At 51.5% G+C, this 25,107-nt stretch carries 21 protein-coding genes, 2 tRNA genes and 1 pseudogene; 8 read left to right on the top strand and 16 right to left on the bottom strand.

All coding sequences use genetic code 11. The features are described from left to right. Positions 1–33 precede the first annotated feature (33 nt). A tRNA-Asp gene (locus ACJHWK_RS23155) sits at positions 34–110 on the top strand. Between the two features lie 162 nt (positions 111–272). Next, positions 273–1,076 (top strand): 2,5-didehydrogluconate reductase DkgB, encoded by an 804-nt coding sequence (gene dkgB / locus ACJHWK_RS23150; RefSeq protein WP_000997053.1) that lies wholly within the window; start codon positions 273–275, stop codon positions 1,074–1,076. On the opposite strand, the gene yafC is transcribed toward dkgB, so the two are convergent. Then, the gene (gene yafC / locus ACJHWK_RS23145; protein WP_000648583.1) at positions 1,073–1,987 is read right to left on the bottom strand and encodes a DNA-binding transcriptional regulator YafC; all 915 of its coding nucleotides are present in this window, start codon (positions 1,985–1,987) and stop codon (positions 1,073–1,075) included. The genes dkgB and yafC overlap by 4 nt on opposite strands. Positions 1,988–2,227: 240 nt before the next feature. Between yafC and ACJHWK_RS23140 the strand changes: the two genes are divergently transcribed. Together ACJHWK_RS23140 and ACJHWK_RS23135 are read left to right on the top strand one after the other, a co-directional pair. Further along, complete coding sequence (locus ACJHWK_RS23140; protein ID WP_001230983.1) at positions 2,228–3,028, top strand: endonuclease/exonuclease/phosphatase family protein; 801 nt, start codon at positions 2,228–2,230, stop codon at positions 3,026–3,028. Positions 3,029–3,105: 77 nt separating this feature from the next. Continuing rightward, positions 3,106–3,876: a class I SAM-dependent methyltransferase gene (locus ACJHWK_RS23135; RefSeq protein ID WP_001521855.1), complete on the top strand. Its 771-nt coding sequence runs from the start codon at positions 3,106–3,108 to the stop codon at positions 3,874–3,876. Between the two features lie 46 nt (positions 3,877–3,922). Here the strand turns inward: ACJHWK_RS23135 and mltD are convergent, their stop codons facing one another. Together mltD and gloB are read right to left on the bottom strand one after the other, a co-directional pair. After that, positions 3,923–5,281 carry a murein transglycosylase D gene (gene mltD / locus ACJHWK_RS23130; protein ID WP_000644685.1) on the bottom strand — a complete coding sequence of 453 codons (1,359 nt, stop codon included), beginning with the start codon at positions 5,279–5,281 and terminating at the stop codon, positions 3,923–3,925. 71 nt (positions 5,282–5,352) lie between these two features. Continuing rightward, the gene (gene gloB / locus ACJHWK_RS23125) at positions 5,353–6,108 is read right to left on the bottom strand and encodes a hydroxyacylglutathione hydrolase (RefSeq protein WP_021523003.1); all 756 of its coding nucleotides are present in this window, start codon (positions 6,106–6,108) and stop codon (positions 5,353–5,355) included. Between the two features lie 33 nt (positions 6,109–6,141). Between gloB and ACJHWK_RS23120 the strand changes: the two genes are divergently transcribed. After that, positions 6,142–6,864, top strand: a complete 723-nt coding sequence (locus ACJHWK_RS23120; RefSeq protein ID WP_001295200.1) for a class I SAM-dependent methyltransferase — start codon at positions 6,142–6,144, stop codon at positions 6,862–6,864. Here the strand turns inward: ACJHWK_RS23120 and rnhA are convergent. Next, positions 6,861–7,328: a ribonuclease HI gene (gene rnhA, locus ACJHWK_RS23115; protein ID WP_000917883.1), complete on the bottom strand. Its 468-nt coding sequence runs from the start codon at positions 7,326–7,328 to the stop codon at positions 6,861–6,863. The genes ACJHWK_RS23120 and rnhA overlap by 4 nt on opposite strands. A gap of 64 nt (positions 7,329–7,392) precedes the next feature. On the opposite strand from rnhA, the gene dnaQ reads away from it, so the two are divergent. The 3 genes from dnaQ to ACJHWK_RS23100 all read left to right on the top strand — a co-directional run bounded on the left by dnaQ (position 7,393) and on the right by ACJHWK_RS23100 (position 9,448). Continuing rightward, the gene (gene dnaQ, locus ACJHWK_RS23110; RefSeq protein ID WP_001308374.1) at positions 7,393–8,124 is read left to right on the top strand and encodes a DNA polymerase III subunit epsilon; all 732 of its coding nucleotides are present in this window, start codon (positions 7,393–7,395) and stop codon (positions 8,122–8,124) included. A 132-nt stretch (positions 8,125–8,256) separates the two neighbouring features. Beyond that, positions 8,257–8,333, top strand: a tRNA-Asp gene (locus ACJHWK_RS23105). A gap of 329 nt (positions 8,334–8,662) precedes the next feature. Then, the gene (locus ACJHWK_RS23100) at positions 8,663–9,448 is read left to right on the top strand and encodes a hypothetical protein (protein ID WP_001086163.1); all 786 of its coding nucleotides are present in this window, start codon (positions 8,663–8,665) and stop codon (positions 9,446–9,448) included. Between the two features lie 148 nt (positions 9,449–9,596). Here the strand turns inward: ACJHWK_RS23100 and ykfM are convergent, their stop codons facing one another. The 12 genes and pseudogenes from ykfM to tagH all read right to left on the bottom strand — a co-directional run. After that, a complete protein-coding gene (ykfM, locus tag ACJHWK_RS23095) occupies positions 9,597–10,064 on the bottom strand; it encodes a protein YkfM (protein WP_001521857.1) in 468 nt (155 codons plus the stop codon). A 9-nt stretch (positions 10,065–10,073) separates the two neighbouring features. Further along, on the bottom strand, positions 10,074–10,988 hold the full coding sequence (locus ACJHWK_RS23090; RefSeq protein WP_000908071.1) for a hypothetical protein: 915 nt from the start codon (positions 10,986–10,988) through the stop codon (positions 10,074–10,076). A gap of 43 nt (positions 10,989–11,031) precedes the next feature. Then, the gene (locus ACJHWK_RS23085; RefSeq protein ID WP_000002621.1) at positions 11,032–11,514 is read right to left on the bottom strand and encodes an Hcp family type VI secretion system effector; all 483 of its coding nucleotides are present in this window, start codon (positions 11,512–11,514) and stop codon (positions 11,032–11,034) included. 23 nt (positions 11,515–11,537) lie between these two features. After that, complete coding sequence (locus tag ACJHWK_RS23080) at positions 11,538–12,890, bottom strand: type VI secretion system ImpA and VasL domain-containing protein (RefSeq protein ID WP_170886355.1); 1,353 nt, start codon at positions 12,888–12,890, stop codon at positions 11,538–11,540. A 10-nt stretch (positions 12,891–12,900) separates the two neighbouring features. Further along, positions 12,901–16,335, bottom strand: coding sequence for a type VI secretion system membrane subunit TssM (gene tssM / locus ACJHWK_RS23075; protein ID WP_122452236.1), 3,435 nt, complete (start codon positions 16,333–16,335; stop codon positions 12,901–12,903). A gap of 108 nt (positions 16,336–16,443) precedes the next feature. Continuing rightward, positions 16,444–17,856, bottom strand: coding sequence for a type VI secretion system protein TssA (gene tssA, locus ACJHWK_RS23070; protein ID WP_001240537.1), 1,413 nt, complete (start codon positions 17,854–17,856; stop codon positions 16,444–16,446). A gap of 4 nt (positions 17,857–17,860) precedes the next feature. Beyond that, positions 17,861–18,604 (bottom strand): type VI secretion system-associated protein VasI, encoded by a 744-nt coding sequence (gene vasI / locus ACJHWK_RS23065; RefSeq protein ID WP_000088867.1) that lies wholly within the window; start codon positions 18,602–18,604, stop codon positions 17,861–17,863. Then, positions 18,601–21,420, bottom strand: a complete 2,820-nt coding sequence (gene tssH, locus ACJHWK_RS23060; protein WP_106651905.1) for a type VI secretion system ATPase TssH — start codon at positions 21,418–21,420, stop codon at positions 18,601–18,603. Before tssH ends, vasI begins: the two co-directional genes overlap by 4 nt. Before the next feature lie 8 nt (positions 21,421–21,428). Then, a complete protein-coding gene (icmH, locus tag ACJHWK_RS23055) occupies positions 21,429–22,190 on the bottom strand; it encodes a type IVB secretion system protein IcmH/DotU (protein WP_001521863.1) in 762 nt (253 codons plus the stop codon). Positions 22,191–22,194: 4 nt separating this feature from the next. Continuing rightward, a complete protein-coding gene (tssK, locus tag ACJHWK_RS23050; RefSeq protein ID WP_000246418.1) occupies positions 22,195–23,526 on the bottom strand; it encodes a type VI secretion system baseplate subunit TssK in 1,332 nt (443 codons plus the stop codon). A 2-nt stretch (positions 23,527–23,528) separates the two neighbouring features. Continuing rightward, entirely contained in the window at positions 23,529–24,053 is a 525-nt protein-coding gene (gene tssJ, locus ACJHWK_RS23045) for a type VI secretion system lipoprotein TssJ (protein WP_001080149.1), read from the bottom strand. Beyond that, positions 24,050–25,000, bottom strand: a pseudogene (gene tagH, locus ACJHWK_RS23040) (type VI secretion system-associated FHA domain protein TagH); the annotation flags it as partial. The pseudogene tagH and the gene tssJ, both read right to left, overlap by 4 nt. Positions 25,001–25,107: the final 107 nt, after the last annotated feature.

Below are 25,107 nucleotides of genomic sequence, written 5' to 3'. Positions count from 1 at the left end.
GTCATAAAACCGGTGGTTGTAAAAGAATTCGGTGGAGCGGTAGTTCAGTCGGTTAGAATACCTGCCTGTCACGCAGGGGGTCGCGGGTTCGAGTCCCGTCCGTTCCGCCACTTATTAAGAAGCCTCGAGTTAACGCTCGAGGTTTTTTTTCGTCTGTATATCTATTATTGCCAGAATCGCAAAAATCCTCTGCATTTTACGCTCTTTTTCCGCAACAGTCTGAAGCCCATAATCACCTCAGTTAACGAAAATAGCATTAAAAGAGGCATATTATGGCTATCCCTGCATTTGGTTTAGGTACTTTCCGTCTCAAAGACGACGTTGTTATTTCATCTGTGAAAACGGCGCTTGAACTTGGTTATCGCGCAATTGATACCGCACAAATCTATGATAACGAAGCTGCCGTAGGTCAGGCGATTGCAGAAAGTGGCGTGCCACGTCATGAACTCTACATCACCACTAAAATCTGGATTGAAAATCTCAGCAAAGACAAATTGATCCCGAGTCTGCAAGAGAGCCTGCAAAAATTGCGTACTGATTATGTTGATCTGACGCTAATCCACTGGCCGTCACCAAACGATGAAGTCTCTGTTGAAGAGTTTATGCAGGCGCTGCTGGAAGCCAAAAAACAAGGGCTGACGCGTGAGATCGGTATTTCCAACTTCACGATCCCATTGATGGAAAAAGCGATTGCTGCTGTTGGTGCTGAAAACATCGCTACTAACCAGATTGAACTCTCTCCTTATCTGCAAAACCGTAAAGTGGTTGCCTGGGCTAAACAGCACGGCATCCATATTACTTCCTATATGACGCTGGCGTATGGTAAGGCCCTGAAAGATGAGGTTATTGCTCGTATCGCAGCTAAACACAATGCGACTCCGGCACAAGTGATTCTGGCGTGGGCTATGGGGGAAGGTTACTCAGTAATTCCTTCTTCTACTAAACGTAAAAACCTGGAAAGTAATCTTAAGGCACAAAATTTACAGCTTGATGCCGAAGATAAAAAAGCGATCGCCGCACTGGATTGCAACGACCGCCTGGTTAGCCCGGAAGGTCTGGCTCCTGAATGGGATTAAGCCTCTCTGACAGCTCCTCCGGGAGCTGTTTTTACATGCTCGCTAAGGAAATCGATAAAAGCCCGGATGCGCGTACTTACCGCACGGTCGCTGTAATAGACTGCACTGAATGGCATTTCCACTGGCAACACTTTATCTGCCATTAGCTCCACCAATTCTCCGCGAGCGATTTCTCTGTCGATCATGTAGTCGGACAAACACGCAATCCCGTTGCCACTCAGGCAAAGCTGTTTCAGTGTTTCCCCACTATTGGATGACAAACCGTACTTCACCTCATGTAATTGTCCATCGCTACAGGCTATCGGCCAGGTATTGAGGGAAGCGGGTTCAGTGAATCCCAGGCAAACATGTTGCTTTAAATCGTCGATCGTTTCTGGCTTCCCATAGCGGGAAATATAATCGGGGGAGGCTATAATTTTTCGATAACTGTTAAATAACGGCCTGGCACGTAAGCTGGAATCCGTTAACGTACCGGCGCGTATCGCGACATCCACTTTTCTTTCGATCAAATTAATAATCGTTTCGGAGGAGACTAGTGATAAAGTGACTTCCGGATAGCGTTCACGGAAAGGCTTAATCAACGGCATCAGAAAGTGCAGCACTACTGGAGTTGCGGCATCGATGCGCAACAGTCCACGCGGTGTATTACGCGTCTCCATAATTTCTGATTCTGCCGCTGCCATCTCCTGCAAAATTGACTGTACGCGACGAAAATAACGCTCGCCTTCTTCCGTCAGGCTAAGTTGCCGCGTGGTCCGATTAAGCAGGCTAACGCCAAGTTTCATCTCCAGCTTCTTCACCGCCCGGCTTACCGCTGAGTTTGCTTGCCCTAATTGTTCCGCTGCCCGGCTAAAGCTGCCGCTTTCGACGACCGAAACAAAAATGGCGAGTTCTTCCGACGTGGCTTTCATTTTTGCTCCTGTTGCAAAATAGATGAGATATTTTGAATTTATTTGTCATTAAACCATCAGGATGCGTGATATGTCATCCGATTTAATGTTCTCAATAATGAGCAAATTTCTGACCGGTGTAAGCACTTGCTTACATAACAATATACAATTGCTCGTTGAAAGAGTGAGCTAAAATCCCTATAACAGTAGAACCCTCCCGAGTGCGGAAGGGTTGACGTAATAGAGGTTTCAAAGTCAAAAGTGCGAAAAAACACCTATGCCATGCGCTATGTTGCCGGACAACCTGCGGAAAGGATCTTACCGCCGGGGTCTTTTGCGAGCATCGGCCAGGCATTACCACCCGGAGAACCGTTAAGTACCGAAGAGCGTATTCGGATCCTGGTGTGGAACATATACAAACAGCAACGCGCTGAATGGTTGTCGGTATTAAAGAACTACGGCAAAGATGCACATCTGGTGTTATTGCAGGAAGCGCAGACAACGCCAGAGTTAGTACAGTTTGCGACCGCTAACTATCTTGCCGCCGATCAGGTACCCGCTTTCGTGCTGCCACAACATCCTTCTGGCGTAATGACCCTTTCGGCGGCACATCCAGTGTATTGCTGCCCGTTACGTGAACGAGAACCCATTTTGCGTCTGGCGAAGTCGGCACTGGTGACGGTCTATCCATTACCTGACACCCGCCTGTTGATGGTGGTTAATATACACGCCGTCAACTTCAGTCTGGGCGTGGATGTTTATAGTAAGCAGTTACTTCCTATTGGCGATCAGATAGCTCATCACAGCGGCCCGGTCATTATGGCGGGAGATTTCAATGCCTGGAGCCGTAGAAGGATGAACGCGTTATATCGCTTTGCGCGGGAAATGTCGCTGCGCCAGGTGCGTTTTACCGACGATCAGCGCCGTCGGGCGTTTGGTCGCCCGCTCGATTTTGTTTTTTACCGTGGTCTGAACGTCAGCGAAGCTTCTGTACTGGTTACGCGCGCTTCCGATCACAATCCGCTACTCGTTGAATTCAGTCCCGGCAAGCCTGATAAATAAGGTATGTCAGGTCTGCCACAGGGCAGACCAACGTTTGGCGCTGCCCTTTTATACTCAAACAACAAAAGGACAGCGCAATGACATCACAATCCCACCATGACCACGTAGAAAAGCAGTTTAGCTCTCAAGCTAGCGAATATCTGACTAGTACCGTACATGCATCCGGACGGGATTTACAGCGCCTGGCGGTGCGTCTGGCTGATTATCCTGATGCAAGTGTACTTGATATGGGCTGCGGAGCAGGGCATGCCAGCTTTGTCGCTGCGCAGAACGTGAGCGCGGTGGTGGCGTATGACTTATCTGCCCACATGCTGGATGTCGTGGCACAAGCTGCCGAAGCCCGGCAACTGAAAAATATCACCACCCGCCAGGGTTATGTCGAAAGTCTGCCATTTGCCGATAACGCATTTGATATTGTTATCAGCCGTTATTCTGCCCATCACTGGCATGATGTTGGTGCAGCACTGCGAGAAGTGAATAGGATATTGAAACCTGGCGGTAGGCTGATTGTGATGGACGTAATGTCTCCGGGGCACCCAGTGCGCGACGTCTGGTTACAGACGGTAGAAGCATTACGCGATACCTCTCACGTACGAAACTACGCCAGCGGTGAGTGGTTGACGTTAATCAATGAAGCCAATCTGATAGTTGATAATTTAATTACAGATAAGTTACCGCTGGAATTTTCTTCATGGGTCGCGAGAATGCGTACGCCAGAAGCGTTAGTAGACGCTATTCGCATTTACCAACAGAGCGCATCGACAGAGGTGAAAACGTATTTTGCCTTGCAGAATGATGGCTCTTTCACCAGTGATATCATCATTGTAGAAGCACATAAAGCAGCATAAATAAAAAAGGCACCGGGGGAATCGGTGCCTTTCATTATCTGATTTGTCAGGAATCTGGCATGTTGTTGTTTTTCACAAACAACGTCAGCTTATCGCCTGGTTGCAGATTCGCAGTATCGCTGTTCCAGCGCATCACATCTTTGATGTTCACGCCGTGGCGTTTAGCAATGCTTGAAAGCGAATCGCCTTTGCGCACACGATATGTAATGCTATCGCTGTTGTTTGCCAACCGCTGTGCGCTACTACCTGCGCCAATCGTCAAGCTTTGGCCTGGCTTCAGCTTAGATCCGCGCAGTTTGTTCCACTGCTGCAAATCTTTGGTGCTAACGCCGAGACGTGAAGCGATACTTGAAAGCGTGTCGCCAGAGCGTACGGTGTAAACACGGCTGTTAAGCGGCGTATTGTCGGCAACCAGCGTCGACTGTACAGCAGCAATTTCGCCCGAAGCCAGAGATTCACGCAGTTGATCTGCATGCTTCTTTGGCACCATCACGTACTGCGGACCACTTGCGCCCAGCGTGGAGCCTTTCACGCCAGCGTTGAATGTCTTAAGCTTGCTGACGGAAATCCCCGCCATATCTGCAACCTTCGCCATTTCAACTGGGCTGCTCAGGTGCACACGCGCCAGAGCACGGCTTTCATCGGTCGTTGGCAGACGTACGCCATAACGCTTGCTGTTTTTGAGAATATCACTCAATGCCAGCATTTTAGGCACGTACTGCTTCGTTTCCTGCGGCAACGGTAACGACCAGAAGTCCGTGGATTTCCCACGCGCTTTGTTCGTTTTAATTGCCTTCATGACTCGACCTTCGCCGCTGTTATAAGCCGCTACGGTCAGAAGCCAGTCGCCGTCAAACATCTTGTTCAGACGCTGCATCATGTTCAGCGCGGCAGTTGTTGAAGCAACAACATCGCGACGCGCGTCATAATTGCGGGTCTGTTTCAAACCATAATTGCGCCCCGTGCTCGGAATGATCTGCCAGATGCCTGCTGCATTGGCGCCAGACGTTGCGTGAGGATCAAAAGCGCTCTCCACTATGGGTAGTAGTACCAGTTCCATAGGCATGTTACGTTTTTTAACTTGCCCGGCTATCCAGTACATATACGGCTCTGCCCGTAAAGTTACATCGTGGAGATAGCTCTTATTGCGTAAATATTTCTGTTTCTGTTCGCGAATCCGGTCATTTTCCGGAATTCCCATCTTTAGCTCGTCGCCAATGAAAGCCCACAAGTCACCATCTGGCGCGATAGACGTCCCATCGTCCATCCATCGTGCCTGACTTGTAAACTTTGCTGCTTCCCCTTGACCAGCTGCAGAAAGGCTCTGTGCGTGCTGTTGAACGTTGCCGGTACTCTGGCAACCCACGAGCAGGACAGAGGCGAGTAATATCGCTTTTGCCTTCATGTGTGTGTCAATAGTTGCTTAAAAGACGACCGATCATAACGGCGAACGGAGCCGATGACAAGAAAGTTTTATCAGAACCTATCTTTCTTTGACCTTAACCATGCAAAACGTTCTTCAGGTTGTTGCAATAATGTTTCTTCATTAATTACATTAATTAAATCAATATCTTCTGTTCTTAAAAAAACATTAATTTGCCGCTCATTTTTCAGAATTACGGGTAGTGTTATTTGATTTTTTGCCCGTAACTCCTTAACTTTACGATAATAATCATTTATGGACAAATCGTGCGGAAGAATACTCAAAGCAAACTTCATATTTGATAAGGTATATTCATGAGCACAACATACCAATGTATCGTCAGGTAACGCACTTAACTTTTTAAGTGATTGATACATTTGTGATGGTGTCCCTTCAAACAACCGACCACACCCACCAGAAAACAGCGTGTCGCCGCAAAATAGATAAGGTTTACTGAAGTAACAGATATGTCCTAAAGTGTGACCCGGTGTGGCAATTACACTAAATTCATGCCCCAAAACGAAGGCAGTTTCGCCATCTTTGACTACCTGTGTTATTCCCTTATCTTGTGTCTCTTGTGGACCATACACCACAATTTGCGGAAACTTTTTCACCAGTTCTTTTACGCCGCCAACGTGATCGTGGTGATGGTGGGTGAGAAATATGGCCTCCGGTTGCCAGTTATTGGCGGCAATGGCGTTTAATACTGGCTCTGCGTCTCCGGGATCGACAATCAGGCAGCGACCTGCTTCATCATTCAAAACCCAGATGTAATTGTCATCAAAGGCGGGAATACTGTTAAGATTCATAGATTACCTCTCAGTGTGAAACGGAAGGTTGTGATGAAACCGGCAAGAGTCCCTCAAACTGTCGTGGCTCCTGATTGCTGGGGCGATTTGCCCTGGGGAGAGCTTTATCGCAAGGCGCTGGAGCGCCAGCTCAACCCGTGGTTCACTAAAATGTATGGTTTTCATCTGCTTAAGATTGGCAATTTAAGCGCAGAAATCAATTGCGAAGCGTGCGCGGTTTCTCATCAAGTGAATGTTTCTGCGCAAGGAATGCCCGTCCAGGTGCAGGCGGACCCACTTCATCTTCCTTTTGCCGATAAATCCGTTGATGTTTGTCTACTGGCACATACATTGCCGTGGTGCACCGATCCGCATCGTTTATTGCGTGAAGCCGATCGGGTATTGATTGATGATGGCTGGCTGGTGATTAGTGGCTTCAATCCCATCAGTTTAATGGGATTACGAAAACTTGTGCCGGTATTGCGCAAAACCTCGCCCTATAATAGCCGGATGTTTACTCTGATGCGGCAGCTGGACTGGCTCTCTTTGTTGAATTTTGAAGTGCTACACGCCAGCCGTTTCCACGTTCTCCCGTGGAACAAACACGGTGGAAAACTATTGAATGCGCATATTCCTGCGCTTGGTTGCTTACAACTTATTGTCGCCCGGAAACGGACTATTCCTTTAACGCTAAATCCGATGAAACAGAGTAAAAACAAGCCACGAATTCGCCAGGCGGTTGGAGCCACCCGGCAATGTCGTAAACCACAGGCTTAAACTTCGACTTGATAGCCCGTATCTTCCAGTGTGGGATTCATCGCTGCGGCACGAGCCAGTTCATCGCAACGTTCGTTTTCTGGATGACCGGCATGGCCTTTAACCCATTCCCATTTGATTTGATGCTGCCCCAGCGCAGCATCAAGACGTTGCCAGAGATCGACATTTTTTACTGGTTTTTTGTCTGCGGTTTTCCAGCCACGTTTTTTCCAGTTATGGATCCACTGGGTGATACCCTGGCGGACATACTGGCTGTCGGTACTCAAAATGACTTCGCAATGTTCTTTTAACGCCTCCAGCGCGACAATAGCGGCCATCAACTCCATACGGTTGTTGGTGGTGCGGGTGTAGCCTGCGCTAAAGGTTTTCTCGCGTCCGCGATAGCGTAAAATAGCGCCGTAACCCCCAGGTCCTGGATTACCCAGACACGAACCATCGGTGAAAATTTCTACCTGTTTAAGCATCTCTGGTAGACTTCCTGTAATTGAATCGAACTGTAAAACGATAAGTCTGACATAAATGACCGCTATGAGCACTGCAATTACACGCCAGATCGTTCTCGATACCGAAACCACCGGTATGAACCAGATTGGCGCGCACTATGAAGGCCACAAGATCATTGAGATTGGTGCCGTTGAAGTGGTGAACCGTCGCCTGACGGGCAATAACTTCCATGTTTATCTCAAACCCGATCGGCTGGTGGATCCGGAAGCCTTTGGCGTACATGGTATTGCCGATGAATTTTTGCTCGATAAGCCCACGTTTGCCGAAGTAGCCGATGAGTTCATGGACTATATTCGCGGCGCGGAGTTGGTGATCCATAACGCAGCGTTCGATATCGGCTTTATGGACTACGAGTTTTCGTTGCTTAAGCGCGATATTCCGAAGACCAATACCTTCTGTAAGGTCACCGATAGCCTTGCGGTGGCGAGGAAAATGTTTCCCGGTAAGCGCAACAGCCTCGATGCGTTATGTGCCCGCTACGAAATAGATAACAGTAAACGAACGTTGCACGGGGCATTACTCGATGCCCAGATCCTTGCGGAAGTTTATCTGGCGATGACTGGTGGTCAAACGTCGATGGCTTTTGCGATGGAAGGAGAGACACAACAGCAACAAGGTGAAACAACAATTCAGCGCATTGTGCGTCAGGCAAGTAAGTTACGCGTTGTTTTTGCGACAGATGAAGAGCTTGCGGCACATGAAGCCCGTCTCGATCTGGTGCAGAAAAAGGGCGGAAGCTGCCTCTGGCGGGCATAAATACCTGTAAAAGGCGCTAAAAATAGCGACTTGGGCGATTTTTGCAGCAAACGATTCAAAAGATGAGAAAAACCGTTGACGAAGGGTGAGGCAATCCGTAATATTCGCCTCGTTCCCAACGGAACACAACGCGGAGCGGTAGTTCAGTCGGTTAGAATACCTGCCTGTCACGCAGGGGGTCGCGGGTTCGAGTCCCGTCCGTTCCGCCAAATTCACTCATGAAAATGAGTTCAGAGAACCGCAAAATTTTTAATTTTGCGGTTTTTTTTGTATTTAAACCCCACAATTTCTTCGTTCAATTATTTTGTTATGCTGTAAATGTGGTAATTATATATGATTGACCATTCATTAATATTTAATAATACCAGCGAATCATTCAATTTAAATATATTTCCATGTTATAATTTTTATTATTCTATTGATTTAATGAATTAATATTTAATATTATTTTTGTTTGTTCTGATTCAAGTGGAGTATATAATTAAAAATCGTTAGCTAAACATTACCATGATTATGACAGACGAGGGAGTGTCCGATTTTGAATTCAAAAAAGGTTTGTTGTATATATGTATTATTCTCGCTGCTTGCAGGATGTGTCTCTGAATCTCTTATTGATGAAAAGAAGAAAAAAGCTCAAACCACACAAAGTAATTTTAATAAAAACGCTCCGCAGCAACTAACAGACAAAGACTTATTTGGTAATGAAACCACACTAGCCGTATCCGAGGAGGATATTCAAGCTGCGCTTGATGGAGATGAGTTCCGCGTTCCCCTTAATTCACCTGTAATACTTGTTCAATCCGGCAACCGCGCACCGGAAACCATTATGCAGGAGGAGATGCGAAAATATTATACTGTTTCCACATTCTCTGGTATCCCGGACAGACAAAAGCCTCTGACTTGTAACAAAAACAAAGATAAAAATGAGAACGAGGATGTTGCCAGTGCTGAAAATATGAACTGGATGCAGGCATTACGTTTTGTGGCGGCAAAAGGCCATCAGAAAGCGATTATTGTTTACCAGGATACGTTGCAGACAGGAAAATATGACACTGCACTGAAATCAACAGTATGGTCCGATTATAAAAATGAAAAACTGACTAACACAATCTCACTGCGCTATCTGGTGCGATTCACGCTGGTGGATGTAGCTACAGGTGAGTGGGCTGCCTGGTCGCCGGTGAATTATGAATATAAAGTGCTTCCACCATTTCCCGGCAAGAATGAAGCCAGTACGACTGATATGACAGAGCAGCAAATCATACAACTTAAGCAAAAGACCTATAAAGCGATGGTAAAAGATTTGGTTAACCGCTATCAATAATAAATTATATCTGCCGCCAGGAATTTCTGGCGGCAATAATACAAAATTCTTTGCATAAGAAATTGTTCCTGACAAAGACAGTGCAAGAAAGGACATGGAATCCGGCGTTAAAAACTGTTTGTTTTAGAATATTTAATTATTTAACTGCTTAATCTTCCTTGTGAGAAATATGTTCATTATTACATTTTATGCTATTTTTAATATAGATTGCTCCTGGGAAAATCCCCGTGTTATTACCGCAGGGGTGATAATTAGCATTGACATATCCTGTGACAAAAGGAGCTATTAAAGGTGCTATTACGATAGCTATTAGTAAAAATATAAGAGTTAGCTGTATTGTTATGTCTGTGGCGAAATTGATTACCTTTGTTTTTTTTATTAAGAATGATTTTATTATTGTTAGTAAAATTACATGAATATTTAACAAGGAAAACGATATGAAACCGAAGCATAGAATCAACATTCTCCAATCATAAAATATTTCCGTGGAGCCTTTTATTATTGAATATAGAGGTTTAATTCCGGTAAAAAATAAAGAAGCATTGAATGCAGGGAAAAATAATATGGCTATAAAAAACATCGAAAAAAACTCTTTCAATTTAACATGTAAACGCATAGTTAATCCTCATATCACGGGGGGAGTGTTAAGAACATACATAAATGGAGTCATGTTTTCCCTTTTCCATTTATCAAGTTCCTGTTGCCGTTTTAGTCCATCTCTAATTGCATCTTTTAATTTTTCTGATAAATGGTATTGAGCATCGATTTCATTTAAAACAACTGTACACACTATCCCTGTAAGTAAAATTGCTCCTCCTACAAGAATTACTGGAAGGCCAAAACTAAGACAGGCAAAAGAAGCCAGGCTTCCAATAGCAGTTGCAACACCGCCTGCAATCACTGCTTTGGCCACATCCATTGAAAAATCACCAAGAAAATTAACCAGATCTCGCTCTGAACTCATAATAAATTCTATGGTTCTCCAGGCTACTGAAAACCAGATACAGAACTTAACTCCTTTTATTGATTCAGATAAAGCTCCTCGCCAGCCAATAGCGAGTTCCAGAACTTGAGGCGCTCGTGAAGAGAAAATATATTTACCGAGCTTTTCTAAAAGCCAGGGGCTGGATGTTGTAATTTTTATATATTTCTCTCCAAGTATTTCAAAGTAACTTGCTTTTGTATACTTTAAGGTATTAAAGTTAAATATAATTTTCCCATTTCCATCAAACTCAGTCATTAATTTACCCGCGTTAACTAACCAAGCGAGTGTATCTTTTATACCTGAAGGATGTGTAGTGATAAAATGAATGTAATCAAATGATGTTATTGAGCTGAGTATTTTTTTTGCAACATCAAGTGTCAAGAGAATAACATGATGAGTGTTCTGACGCCTTAATTCATCAATGAGTGGGACGTCGTTAAGATAAGGGTGCTGAGGTACTAGCTGGTTTATCGGTTGAGCCCCCCGAAGAATGTCACCCACATAATCAGCCCACTGTGCATTCTGTGTGTTGTTATTATTCCTTAAACCAGCCATTATATCTCTCCGCAATAGTAATTTATTATGTTATTACAGTAAATTACTGTACACGATCCTGCCATTTACTCATTGCATTCGTACCGGCTAACGTATGCTCCCAGGAAATATCTTCATAAATAAAGGCAATTCTCTCCTGTGGCTCCAGTTCTTTTTCCAGGACAGCATGCGGTGTGACAAAATCAATACTTGATATTCGGGCTTTTGACAGGTTTATTTTATAATAAGGCTGGTAAATACCCGCTTTACTGGTTCGGTAGAGTATAAATTCACATGTTACCATTTTTTCATTGTCACTAAGTGCTTTTGCCAGCAATGGTGAGGATTTATCAACCGGTTTGGTGATAATTAATTCATGATGATTGACATTTTGACTTCTTGAGATGGAATGCATTAACGCATAAACCATGATCTGATCTTTATGTTCTGGCTGTGCTTTGTTTCCGACAGAATCAAGCGTTGAGCAACCTGCTGAAATCAGCCCTTGTGTCTCTCCACTCAAAGATAAATAACTCATATTTGCCATGATAATCTCCTTTAATTAAATAATTATTTTTCGGCCGTGGTCCCGGTTGCCGCCTCTGGCATGACGTTATTCTTCAGCAGCAGCCAGCGGATTAACACGCCTTCGAGTCGCTCATTAATTTGTTTTTCCAGCGCATCTATATTCTGCTTCTGCGCACGGGCATCCTGGTACTGCGTCAACAGAGACTCAACGGGTGTTTCCTGCCCCAGTCCCCGCTCCGCCTGCCAGATGACATTTTTGATATAGGAAAGGGTTAGTCCCTCTTTCTCGCGCCGCATCACGAGATCTGCAAAAGCATGTAAGTCCTGACGGGTCTGCAACCAGCTACGCAACTGCGGGCTACTCTGTGCGCGGGTTTTGAGTGCTTCATTCCAATGTGTCGAGGCCTGCTGCTGCTGCAGGCTTTCCGGCCAGCGACTGTCGGCAACACGCATCATCTGCATCCCGGTTTCCAGCGGTTGTACCGGGGAGACGCCAAGAAGCTGTTGCAGCCTGCGCTCATAGTTTTCTAGTTCAGGTGAGGCCATCCACACCGTTGCTGCGCCCTGCGCGGTGTCGTTAACCTGTAACAGTTGCTGTTGCACCGGATAGACCTGCCACCACCACAATGCTGAGGCGACAGCCACTGAACAGGCGATCCCCGTGATAAACCCTCTTACCGTACTGCCTTGCTTCATCACACTGGCCTGTGGGGGATTCTCTGACAGACTGCGCACTTCTACTTTCATCTCAGGCAGGTCGGGCAGGGGAGGCACTACCGCTTCTGGCGTGGAGGAAGCCGTTGTTTCCGGGGCATAAATCAGTGTTCTAACCGTGGTCTGTACGGCGTTTTCAACGTTACTCTTCGGCTGGGGTTCAAGCCGCTTACGCGTGTTCTGCATAAAATAGAGCAGATTCTCCACGCGCGGAACGCGCTTCAGCTCCACCTGCTGAAGCTTGTCGCAGATAAGCTGCAATGCCCGCTCTGTGCGGTAGATCAGTGGCAGATCGGGTTCCGCAAAGGAGATTTGCTGACGCAGAATATTGCCGGTTCGGGAGTTAAACCAGTCCAGCATTTCAGTACGCGCCGGACCGCCCTGCGGCCAGAATTTATCCCAGTCGTGGCTTACCATTGCCGCCAGCAGTTCCGCACCTTCGCAGAATCCCGCCAGTCCCTGTGTCCGTGTCCGGGCAAGCGTATAGTAGGTGGCGGTGTGTAAATCCACACCGTTGGCTTTAAAAATCGCCAGCGCCAGCGACTCCACCAGTTTCCAGTTCAGCTCAGGCTGTGACGGATGGCTGGCTTTGTTTATTTCCTCGCGGATGGCGCTGAATTCCGGCAGCCCGCGCGGGTCACTGCCGGTAACGATAGTTTGTGTCAGTCCGTTACTATTCATCCCTGCCTCCTCAGTACAGTGTGTCTGACAGGCCAAACTGGCTGAATAACCCACCGCTGAACGGGTTATCTTCCGTGTCGGTATGCACGCGGTAGGTCATTGCGCCACCGTCCACACTAAAGCGCACGGTAAAGTTGCCATCCTGTACTCCGGTCAGCTGTCCGGCCCCGAACAGGCGGAACTGAGCCCACGGCCCGCTGAAGCTGATACTGCGCGGTGCGCCGCCGCGGGCACCAACCAGCGTCAGTTTGCTTTCGTTGCCTTCGCGCATATTGTTAGGCCAGACCAGATGGGCGGTATAGTTACGGCCCTGGCTGTAATCGACTAACTGACCGTCAAGGTTCAGTACGCTGCGGCGTTTGTTGCCGGAAAGCGATACCGTTTCCACGGCAAAGGATGTTCCCAGACCGTTCTGTTTGCTGAAGAATATGTCACGGATTTTCTGCGCGGTTTCCAGTTGCGCAATAATATCTTCGCGAATAATGACGTTGTTATCGCCATCCTCCAGACTCAGGTCATTGTCGATAAACAGCTTTAGGTTCTGCTGGTAGAAGGTATCCAGTATGCCATCTGGTTTAAAGAATCGTTCGAAGGCATCCAGTGAGGCATCCTGTGCAGAATGTGGATTAAACGGATAGTTATTTGCCAGTTGCTCGTTAAACGGTTTCACCACGCTGTCGCGCCAGTCCACTTCCATATAGTGAACGGCTTCCACCATCACCACATGCCAGGCCTGGTCAGCCAGCCTGCCTGCCCAGCGGTTGAGCGGAGCAGGCAGTGTTTTTGCCATCTGGCGGGTGGCGAATATGGGATCGCTGCTGTTCTGATCAAGCCGTAACTGCACGGCTTTCAGTGCCGATTTCCCAGGTACAGGCGCGTTCTGGATCGCCAGCAGGTAGCGGTGTAACTCGGTGAGCTGCAGGTACACGGCCTGCATCGTGCTTTCTTTATCTTTCTGGACTGTCAGGGTACTGTTTTCCGGGGCGAACTCATGCCCAAGGCGGGTGAGTAACTGGTAGTCTGGTTCAGCCAGGGCCTCATCCCGTTCTTTAGCAGATAGCTTTTCAGAAAAGGCGCCTGGTTGTGTGTTGTCACGCAGCACGGTCAGCGCCCGCTGCAAAGGCTGGTCACCGCTGATAACCTGCTCCAGCGCCCCGGTCAGTTGTCCGATGGACTCAAAATTGCGGATATTCAGATTGTCCATCCCGGCCCGCCAGGTGGCGGTGTAGTCGCTGATATACTGCTCGGTCAACTGGCGCTGGATTTCCGCCCGGTCGGCGTCACTGTATTTCACGCTGCGGGTGAGGTTGAGTACCCAGGAATCCATCGCCGTCAGTTCAACCAGTTCATCGCGCTGTTTTACAAAATAGCTTTGCAGGCCGTAACGGGTAAGAAACTGTGGAACAACCAGTTTATTGTCATCGGCAGATGTAAACACCTGGTCAAAGGTTGGCCCTACCTGGTCACGCAGATTGAGGTCGGCAGGAAGAACGCCCAGCGCCCGCGTTTTCAGGCTCTGGTAAACTCGCTGGTAGACAGGTAGTTTGCTTAGTTCTTTCTGTGCTGACACAACGGGCTTGTCATACGGCGTCCAGCGGCTGATAGCGTCACCGTCGCCCGCCTGACGCTCTGCATGCCAGTCTGTGTGAGCCAGCGCGTAGTCAAGATGGGACATCAGTTGCGCCTGGATATCGCGCTGGCCGTGGAACTTTTCGCTCCAGCGTTTTGCCATATACTGCTTCACCACCTCATTGTTACGTCCGCTCTTATCCTCCAGCATTCGCATCACGCGCAGCACGGCGAGTTTTTCCTCACTCTCCGGTGGCGCGGCGTTCATCTCTTTGACCAGCCCGTTAAACAGCGACGGAAGATAGCGTTGCTCCAGCAGTTGCAGGTAGGTCCGTTCCACATAAGGCCCGATGCGTCGCCCCTGATATAATCCCATCTCCGCAAGGCGGCTGCGGTCGCCCCAGTCACCGTAGGCCAGAGTGGCATCGCGTACCGGGTTCAGCAGCGGCAGTTGCAGGTTGCCATAGTCATCTTCCCCCTGCGGAGGCGGCACATCCATAAAGGCTTTGGCCTGCTTAAGCACGGTGATGCCGGACTGATAGTTACCATTGTAATAGTGATGCCAGCCGGTGATGAGCAGCAGTGCCGCCACGCCGCCAGTGGCAGAGAAAACCGTCAGGCGGCGACGGGAACGCATCAGCCAGGCGCGGCTCTCCGTTGCCAGATTAGGCTCTGCGAGTAACGCCTGCGGGAACAGGCTACGGGTGAAATAGGGTGCGGTGTCCACCAGAGGCCAGGACGCCAGTGGGTTATTGCCCAGCCGGTATTGGCGGGCGGCAGACTGGGTGAAAATATCATCCATCTGTCCGCGCTGAAGCGAAGAGGTGAGATAGACGCCACGCAGCATCACGTTCATATTTTCGCCGTCAAGCAGACCCTCAAGCAGTGACACCAGTGGTTCACGGCTTCCCTGCATCTGGCGGGAAAAACTAAATAAAGACGCGCGGGTGTGAGTCTGAGCGACCATCAGATCCGGCAACGCTAGGTTCATTCGATCCACCCATGTCTGCCAGAAAGCATTCAACTCTGTTCGCCAGTCATCATTTTCATGGGCGCGGCGGGTGAACGTGACCCCTAGAATTGCATCGCGATCCTGTCTGTTCAGTGACTGGAACAGGGCGGCAAAACCCTGCAATAAATCAAGCCGGGTGAGTACCACGTAAACCGGTAACTGGCAGTGAAGATGCTGGCGTATATCCTGCAAGCGGCTGCGCAGCGTCTGTAACAGATGTTCGCGGCGGCGTTTGTCTGCGGTAAGCAGATCGGGTAAATCGAGTGTCAGAATAATCCCGTTCAGCGGCTGGCGCGCGCGCTTTTCTTTCAGCCAGCCGAGGGCATGTTCCCACAGACGGCGATGCAGGATATCCGCATCAGCGGGAGCGCAGAGTGTGCCGTCGATATCAAAGATCACCGCCTGTTTACCGACATGGGGCGTGAGGTACAGGCGTTGTTCTGCGCCGCGTGCGCCCTCCGGGGCATAAATAATGTCGGACGGAAAACCCTCGCGCAGCAGTGTCGTTTTGCCACTGCCCGCCGGGCCGATGACCATATACCACGGCAACTGCCACAGGAAACGGCGGTTGTCGAGATGGCGTTGCAGGCGCAGCAGCCAGCGGTCAAGGTAACGCTGCTGGGCGTTCAGCTCCACACTGAGCGGATCAATGGCCTCCTCGCGCTGCTGCTTTTGCATTTTTTCAAGCTGTTGCAGGCGCTTCATCACCCGGACGGTAAGCCACACTAGGGCGATAATCCCCCATGCCGCCGTTGCCAGCCAGCGGTTCGCCAGTGGTTTGAGCCACTGTTCTTCATACAGCGTCCACGTCGGGCCTTTCCACCAGATCCATACCAGCAGAAAAAACCACGCCAGTATCAGCAGCCAGAAAGCGGAGACTTTAAACCGGGGCATCGCCGGGCGTAGGGCTGATTTGAGTCCGCTGAGTAGTCGGGGTGTTGGTAATCTGAACACAAAAACTCCTGTTCTCTTTTATTGTTCTGCCGTGAATTTTTGTTCAAGCTGCGTAAGTAATGATGGCTCCCAGTCAGACACCATCATCTGACTCCCTATCATCAACAACATCCGGTACTGTTGCTGCGCAAGCTGTATCAGCCCCGCCTCCTCCGTCAACTGTGCGGCAAGGTACTGGCGGTGAAACTGATCGCGGGGATCGCCTTCGGGTAGCATGTCCAGATATCGCAGCGCCGCCTCCAGACCCTGCCCAGCAAAACAGGCTCTGGCTGCCTGCGATTCCTCACCGATTTGCGCAACCGGTGCAACTTTGCCGTCGGGCGAAGCTGCCAGCCATTGTTTCGTCTGCTCACTGAGAAACGGTGTGCGGTCATTAAACAGCAGCCCGGTAAGCTGGGGCAGACGCTCAAGGAAGCGGATGACCTCATCGCGGATGGTGTCTGCCACCTGTTTGTAACCCAGACGCAGTGCCGTCTGTGCAGAAAGACAGTGACCGTCCAGCCAGTAAGGAGCCAGCAATACGCTTTTCTCAACCTGCTGCCACAGCGCCATATCCGCGCTGGCAAGCCGGGACTGGTAATCCGCCACCATATCGGCAGAGACCGCAGCCAATGGGGTACGTCCATCGCTTTCCGCCTGGGGTGTACTGGTGATGGATTGCCACAGGGCATGGCGGCGCAGGCGATAGCCCTGCGGCGAGTCCGGCTGGCGTTCACATAAAATAGCCGCCACTTTTAACAGCGTGTCGCGCCAGGCTTTGTCGTCGTGACTGTCGATGGCGATTTGGGGAGCCGGAGCACTGGGTTGCGTCACGCCGCTTTCAGACGTGGCGGTGGTCTGTCGTGAACTATCGGAGGCCGCCGGAGTGGGGGCAGGAGCCGGTGCCGCACGATTAAACGCACGCTGGTACAGGGCAAAAAGATCATCGGTAGCCAGTGCCAGTTCCGGGGCGTTATGTGACTGCCAGCACTGCGCCAGTTTCGCCAGTTCCCCTGACAGCGCGTCGCGCTGCGCTGTGGCGGCGTTCTGTGAAAAGCCTTCAATACCTGTTTCGAAGCGTTTAATGACCTGGCTGGCAAAGCGTTTTTTATGTGCCATATTCTGCGGCGCAGCCACCGACCAGTAATGCTCCACATACAGCGCCAGCAGGCGCAATGCGAGATGAGGATCACCGGCGTGTTGCAGGGTTCTCAGCAGATGCGCCAGCAGACGAAAGTCCTTACTCTCCGAAGCCAGAATGACCAGCCCCCGGCGCTGGAGTTCCGGGATATCCAGTTGACTGTGGGCCAGAGATCCCAGTTTGACGATTTCGCCGTCGATATACTCCCAGTCCGGGTTGTCATCTTTCAGCGCCGATGCCAGTTTTTCTTCCGGCAGGTTTTCCAGCAGGTGCGTTATCCAGACATTCGGATCGCGTAAGTCCATTGCCATATTTTTATTCTCCCGCCCAGTGGCAGGCAACGCGCAGGGGGGCAATCGCCCTTGCCAGCCCGTCAATGTTAAAGGTCAGCTTTCCTGCGGCGTTATCTGCGCCGGTATCCACTGTCAGCGTTTTTGCGCCGAACAGTTGCTTAATTTCATCAATCCCGGACAGCCCCCGGCTGGACTCCAGCAGGGTGCCGTTCTCGCGCACAAACCAGTGGCTACGCAATGCCCGGCTGTCGGCATTCAGAGTGACGGCGATATCATGGACATCCAGAGGGTGCATCAGCGCCACCTGCATCCGGGTGATATTGTCCACGCAACTGAACATCAGCACCGGGCGCGGCGGAACATGGCCGATAGCCGGGGTGGTTATCACCACCGTCGGGCGCTCCCCCGGCACCTGCGTCACCAGCAGTTCTGTGGTGTTGCCCTCGCGGCGTTTTTCCTGCTCTGTGGCGCGGGTCCAGGCCTCGCCCACAAAACCGGCTTTGACCAGCGCCCCGTCAAACCCTGACGGGGACAGCGGTGCCAGCAGGCGGTCATAGCAGTCAAGCCGCTCCAGCGCCGCGGACTCCCGCCGACAGGACTGCATGGCCTGTGACGTGGCTGTCGCATCCGGCGGGGTCGTGGTGGCGACGGCGACCGCCACACCGGCCATTGACGATGTTTCTGCGGGCGCGGCAGTGGCGGGTAAGCCCGTCATCAGGCCCGCGATAAACCATCCTGTCTGCCGGAAAACGCGCAACCTGCTCATAAAACCGTTTCATCCTTTGTGACGGACTCGTCGTTCTGAGCATCTTCCACGTCTGCCGTAAATGCGTCGTCCACCGCCGACAACCGAATCCGGGCAATCGCCGTGTTAGCCGCCATTTTCTGCAACAGCAGCAGCGAGAGCGGCGGTAGCATGTCGCCATCGATGACCGATTCCAGCATCCTCGCGCCGTTTTCCGCGCGGGTGACGCGGCTCATGATTTCGTCCGTCACTTCCGGTTCAATGACCACTTCTGCACCAAAGCGACTGCGCAGCACGTTATCCAGACGGGCCAGTTTTCCGGCGATAATGGTGGCGAGCGTCTCTTTCGACAGCGGCAGATACGGCACCACTTCCATACGCGCCAGCAGGGCAGGTTTGAAGAAGTCGGCCAGCACCGGATACAGTTCTTCCTGCATGGTTTCCGGGTCATCGGCGTGCTCGACTATTACCTGGTAGCCGAGGTTGGACGTCAGGAAGAAGACGATATTTTTGCAGTCAATCAGGCGGCCTTCACCGTCTGCCATTTCGCCCTTATCGAACGACTGGTAGAACAGGTTGAGCACATCCGGGTGCGCTTTTTCCACTTCATCGAGCAGTACTACCGAGTAGGGTTTCTGGCGAATCGCTTCGGTCAGTACGCCGCCTTCACCGTAGCCAACGTAGCCCGGAGGCGAACCAATCAGCCGCGAGACGGTGTGTTTCTCCTGGAATTCGGACATATTGATGGTGGTCAGGTACTGGCGACCGCCGTAGAGCAGCTCTGCCAGTTGCAGGACGGTTTCGGTTTTACCCACACCGCTGGGGCCAGCCAGCAGGAACGCACCGAGCGGGCGTCCCGGAAGACGCAGGTCGGCGCGTGCGGTCAGTAGATGCTTATGCAGGCTGGCAATCGCCAGGTCTTGGCCTTTGATGGTGTCGCCCAGCCATTTCGGCAGGTCGGTGATGACCGACATTTCATTCTGCGACAGGCGGTTGAGCGGCACGCCGGTCCATTCGGCAATCACCGCCGCAATCTGTTTTTTATCGACGTGCGGGGAGACCAGCAACCGGTCGTTATGCTGGGCGTCCAGTTCGGCAGTGAGCTGGGCCAGCCGCTGTACCGGGGAAACTGTTTCAGCGGTCTCTTCCGGCTGTTCTCTGTCGGCCTCATCAGCCGGTACGGCACCGGTATTATCCTGTTCTGACTCTGACTCTGACTCTGACTCTGACTCTGACTCTGACTCTGACTCTGACTCTGACTCTGACTCTGGCGGCGTATCCTCCGCGGCATCTGCGTCCGGCAACGACGCCGCATCGTCTTCTGCCACGCCCAGCAACTGCTGGCGCAGCGCGATAATCTCCCGGACCAGCGCCTGCTGCTGATGCCAGGCCGCTTCCAGTTCATCCAGCGCCGTCAGCGTTTCATCGTACTGCACCAGCACCTCGGTCATCCGTGAGGTGTTGGTACGCAGCCCGATGCGAAGCTCGCGCTCAAGCTGGCGAATTTCCGCCTCCTGCTGGTGGCTCAGAGTGGTCAGCGCCGAGATTTGCTTCGGCGGCGAGGAAAGGTTAATGGCGACGCGGGCGCAGGCGGTATCCAGCACATCAATGGCTTTGTCCGGCAACTGACGCCCGGAGAGATAACGTTCGCTCAGCGTTGCTGCGGCCTGCAAGGCGTCATCATCAATCAGCACGCCGTGAGACTGTTCATAGACCGCCGACAGACCACGCAGAATAATGGTGGCTTCGGCGGCGTTGGGTTCGCTGACCTTCACCAGCTGGAAGCGGCGCGACAGGGCGGCATCTTTCTCGAAGTATTTTTTGTATTCGCTCCAGGTGGTGGCGGCGATGGTTTTCAGTTCGCCGCGCGCCAGCGCCGGTTTGAGCAGGTTGGAGATATCCAGCCCGCCCTGCTGGTTGCCCGCGCCAATCAGGGTATGTGCTTCGTCAATAAACAGAATGACCGGCACCGGAGAGGAAATGACCTCCGCCATCAGCCCCTTGAAGCGTTTTTCGAATTCGCCCTTCACCGACGCCCCGGCCTGCAATGCGCCTAGGTCAAGGGTCATGATATCGGTGTTTTTCAGTTTGTCCGGCACCTGGCCTGCCACGATGCGCAGCGCCAGCCCTTCGATTAAGGCACTTTTACCCACGCCTGCTTCGCCCACCACCACCGGGTTGTTCTTGCGGCGGCGGCAGAGAATGTCGATCATCAGGTCGATTTCGTGGTCGCGGCACAGTACCGGGTCAAGCCTGCCGTTACGGGCGTCTGCGGTCATGTTTTTGGCGTAGCGGGCAAGCAGGGTGTCAGCAGCGTCCGTCAGTGTGCCTGCGACTTTACCGTCTGCATCCGGCACGACTGATTCCGCCGACTCCTGTGTCCACTGTACAAAGTCCTGTTGCAGACGGTCACGGTTAATGCCGGTCAACAACCGGGCGGCAGCAGGCGGTATATAACGCAGCGGCGAATGCAGCAGGGCCAGCAGCAACACGCCGCCACGCAATTCGCTGTGCTGCATCTCAGCCGACGCCAGCAGCCAGCCCTCTTTCAGCCACTCAACCAGCATCGGGGAAAATGCCGGGTAGCTGTCCGCAGAACGGGCAGTTGTGTAGTTCTCCACCGTCAGCGCCTGGCGCAACTCTTCCATGCCAATATCGCCCTGGCGGGTAATAACCCGCAGGTCGCTGCGTGGCATGGCGAGCATCTGAATAAGCACATGGCTGACGGTAATTTCCGCTGCCTGCTGACTCATACATTCAGAGGCGGCCATCTCCAGCGCCTGGCGGGAGAACAGGTTCAGCCGTTTTACCAGCGTGGGAAGATCAATCTGGATCATAAACGTCCTTATCGAAGTAATTTGTTTAGCTGGTGCAGGATGTCCTGCGTCTGGCTGTCCAGCCGCAACAGATAGAACAGGTAAAACAACGCCAGCACGACAACGCCACCACAAAAAATATGTTTAACAGTCAGGCGACTGATGAGCTGATAACGCCCGCCCTGGGTTTTTTTGTCCTGGTGTAACAGCGGGAAAGGGGCATCGCCGCGCAGTTTATGCAGAACGTGGTACAGACGGCGGTAGATCTGCTCAAATTCCCCCTGATCCTGTGCTGCCACTTTGTAGCGCCCGCGAAATCCCAGAGAAAAACAGATCCAGAGAAATTCCAGCAGATCCTGGTAACGTTTGGGTTCACGGATCAGGCGCTCCAGCAGGATGAAAACTTTCTCTCCACCCCAGGCTTCGTTGTGGAAATGGACCAGCAATGACTGCTTGATCCACTCGTTCTTGTTCGACCAGCCGTTACCGAGCGCCGCTTCATCAATAAACGTGCAGAGGATGTAGCGAAACGAGATAATCACGCCCGGTTCGTAGCCCTGCTCCTGAAGCAGTTGCTCCACGGCCTGAACATCTGTCACCACCTGAGCAAAAAGATGCTCCGGCATCGTCTGACTGTTCATGGTTGAAAGGCGCATCACCATACCGAGGAGCGGCGTGGCTGCGTCGATCATCGGATTCAGGCTGTTGCCACGAAGCGCGAGATGATAGTCGCGCTGGCTTTTTTCGTGGTGTCCGGTAAATGGTGGCAGAGACAGTGACCCCTCATCCATCGTCTTACCCTCTTATCGCCCACAGTTGCATGTTCAGATCCGGGAAACTGCCGGATACATGCAGTGCAACGGCCCCGGCGGCAGCCATTTCTGTCCAGGCCTGGCCGCTCTTGTCGAGTTCGAAATAGCTGAACCCGGAATGGTAAGGAAGCTGGCGGGGAGCCACCATCAGGGCACGCAATGGAATGCCGGGTATCTGCACACTGACCATATTGCGGATTTTTTCCGGCGAGGAAATTTTCGACTGCTGGATAAACTGGCGCTGGATCTGATCGACCGGCATGTTTGCCGCCACGGCCAGCACAAAGGTGGCAGATTGCAGCAGTTCTGTGTCATGGATATCGGCCTGCCAGATACCGTCACGCAGATGCAGCGGCAGATTAACGGCTCTTGGCGACAGTACGGTATGCAGCGCCCGTTTGACTTCCGGTAACAGCGTTTTAAATGTTTTGGTCAGGTCATGATGATCATACACATCAAGCGGGCAGGGCAGGCGCGACGGCTCGGTAAAGGTCATCAGTTCACCCAGCAACCCGGCAAGATCAAGGTAGAAATCTTCCGGGTGGAGCTGGGATCGACGAGCGCGATGGGTAAACCGGGTCTGGTTACGGTTAAGTAACTGCAACATCATAAATTCCGCCACATCCGCGATGCCGCTCTGCGCCGGAGAGCCAATGCGGTTTGCCAGATCGCTTGCCCGTCCGCCAATGGCCCCCTGTACCTCTTTGAGATAAACACGCAGTTTCTTACTGACCTGAATATTCTGGCAGGAGGGGATAAAATCGTCATCCAGCGTCAGGGAGCCGTCGGCATGGCGATCGCTGATACGGCAAAGCGGGAGCGTAATATAGGCGCTCATATCTTCTGCACCGCTCATAATGCGCGGCGTCAGTTGACCCAGCGTCAGTGTTCGCGCGTCACCTTCTTCTGAATGCAGATCCCGGACATCGGCATAATTCAGCCGGTAACGCCCGATTCGCCGCCCGTCGCTGATTTCATTTCTCACATCACTGGCGACCGGCAGAGCGAGGTAAATATTGCGGCTTCTTTCGTCCGGAAAATGTTGCGGGTGCAGCGGATCGGGCAGTGCGTCCTGGTCGGGGATAGAAAAGACGGTGCCGTCGGGCAGTGTGCCTGACGCGCTGTCAATCATGATCTTACCCTGCGCCAGCAGTTCATTGTTGAGGGTGAGTTCGGTAAATCCCCAGGATAAATCATTCATGGCCCGGAAACGCTGGTTATCCAGGTAGTCGTTGTAACGCTGCTGTTGCTGGAAATGGTGTGGGCGCATCAGCATCCCTTCCTGCCACATCACCTTGTTGCGGGTGGTTGCCATAATTATTCATCCTCTTTTTTCATTTCGATGCTGCTTTGACGTACATGCACCAGCAGGCGGTAATGGTGGCCGGTTCCTTCCACCGTCTCGATTTGTTTCCATTCAGTGGCCTGGTCATCGGAGAAATAGGCCACGACACCAATAAACTGCGTTTTCTCATCCAGCTTTACCGGCGGCAGGGTTTTGATGGTGTCCGGCAACAGGTTGAAATCCTGGTGGTCGATATAGTTTTTACCCAACACATCCGGTAGCGGCGTACTGGCTATCTGGTCATAGTCGGCTGCCAGCAATTTTGAGTCGTCAGTCAGGTACACCAGTTGCACATCCACGGCGGCTGATTCACCCTCCGCATTGGTATTGGTGTCCGGTTCGGTCAGCAGGGTGACGGTTATTTCCGAAGGTTGCTCCTTCAGGCTCCCGACCTGGATATCCGGGTTTTTGATCACCTCGCTGATTTTTTTCGCCGTTTCGCAGCCGGTTAATATGACGCACATCAGCACGCAGGCCAGAAACGCCTTCCTGTTCATGCTTCCGGCTCCCGCTGTTTTTCACGAAGCACCCGGTCATAGATCTGGGCGTAGACCTCGTTAAACAGCATCTCAAACCCCTGCTGGCGATCGGAGGCCAGTTCTTCGTAATAATGGCTGTACATTTGCCATGCTCCGGCATCATCCAGCGGCTGGCGCAGTTCATGGCTGCGGCGGTACTGCACAAAGCGGCGCAGCAGATTTTGTGGTGAGAAAGCGTCAAGCAGGACACGAAGTGACTCCACAATCGCTGCCCGGTTAGCTTCTTCGTGGTGGCGGACATTACGCAGGCTTTCACTGACAGCGGCGGGAGCCGCCAGATGTACCGGACTTTTACCTTCGGCAAACATCACGTCGAGCGCGGTGGCGTAATCCATGTTCAGGCGCAGCGGGTTATCTTCCAGCGGGCGCAAATGTTTGTCTGAGAGGCTGTTACGCTGTTGCTGCAAATCGAGCAGACCTTTTATTGCGGCCTGTAACGTGCGTCCGGCCTCTTCCAGAAAATCATCCGCATCGTCAGAATTGCTCACGGTAAGCGAGCCGCCGAGACCGCGCAGTAAGGGGGTGACCGCAAGGTGGCGTTGCGCCATTTCTGCCACAGGGAAGTCATCATTACGATCGCCGGGGCTGGCATAAATGGGCGGTAGATCCATAAACGGAGTATTGATCCCACCATTACTTGCCGGATCGGACAGCGGTGCCGATGGCCGGACAGCCGCAATGCCTGAAAGCGGATCGCCCGTGGTAATCAGGCTTTCGGACTGAAGTGCCTGGAGTGGATCGGTAGAAAAACCGTTTACCACGGTGTCTGCAAGCTGATGCCGGTGAGTCATTCCCGGATAGTGTGGCGCACCCTCCGTTGACAGCAGGGTATCCGTGAGCATATCGCGATTGGTGACGATGGTTTCGGGAGTGGCCATTTCCTCATCGTAATGGGGGATATCTCCCATAAGCGCTAACTTAAGGGTTGTGGTATTACGCCTGATATGATTTAACGTGCCGATGAATTACTCTCACGATAACTGGTCAGCAATTCTGGCCCATATTGGTAAGC

The sequence above is a fragment of the Escherichia sp. WS547 genome, assembly GCF_046486065.1.
Taxonomy (GTDB): Bacteria; Pseudomonadota; Gammaproteobacteria; order Enterobacterales; family Enterobacteriaceae; genus Escherichia; species Escherichia coli.
The sequence above is the reverse complement of the archived record's forward strand: the minus strand, read 5'-3'. Positions and strand labels throughout refer to the sequence as shown.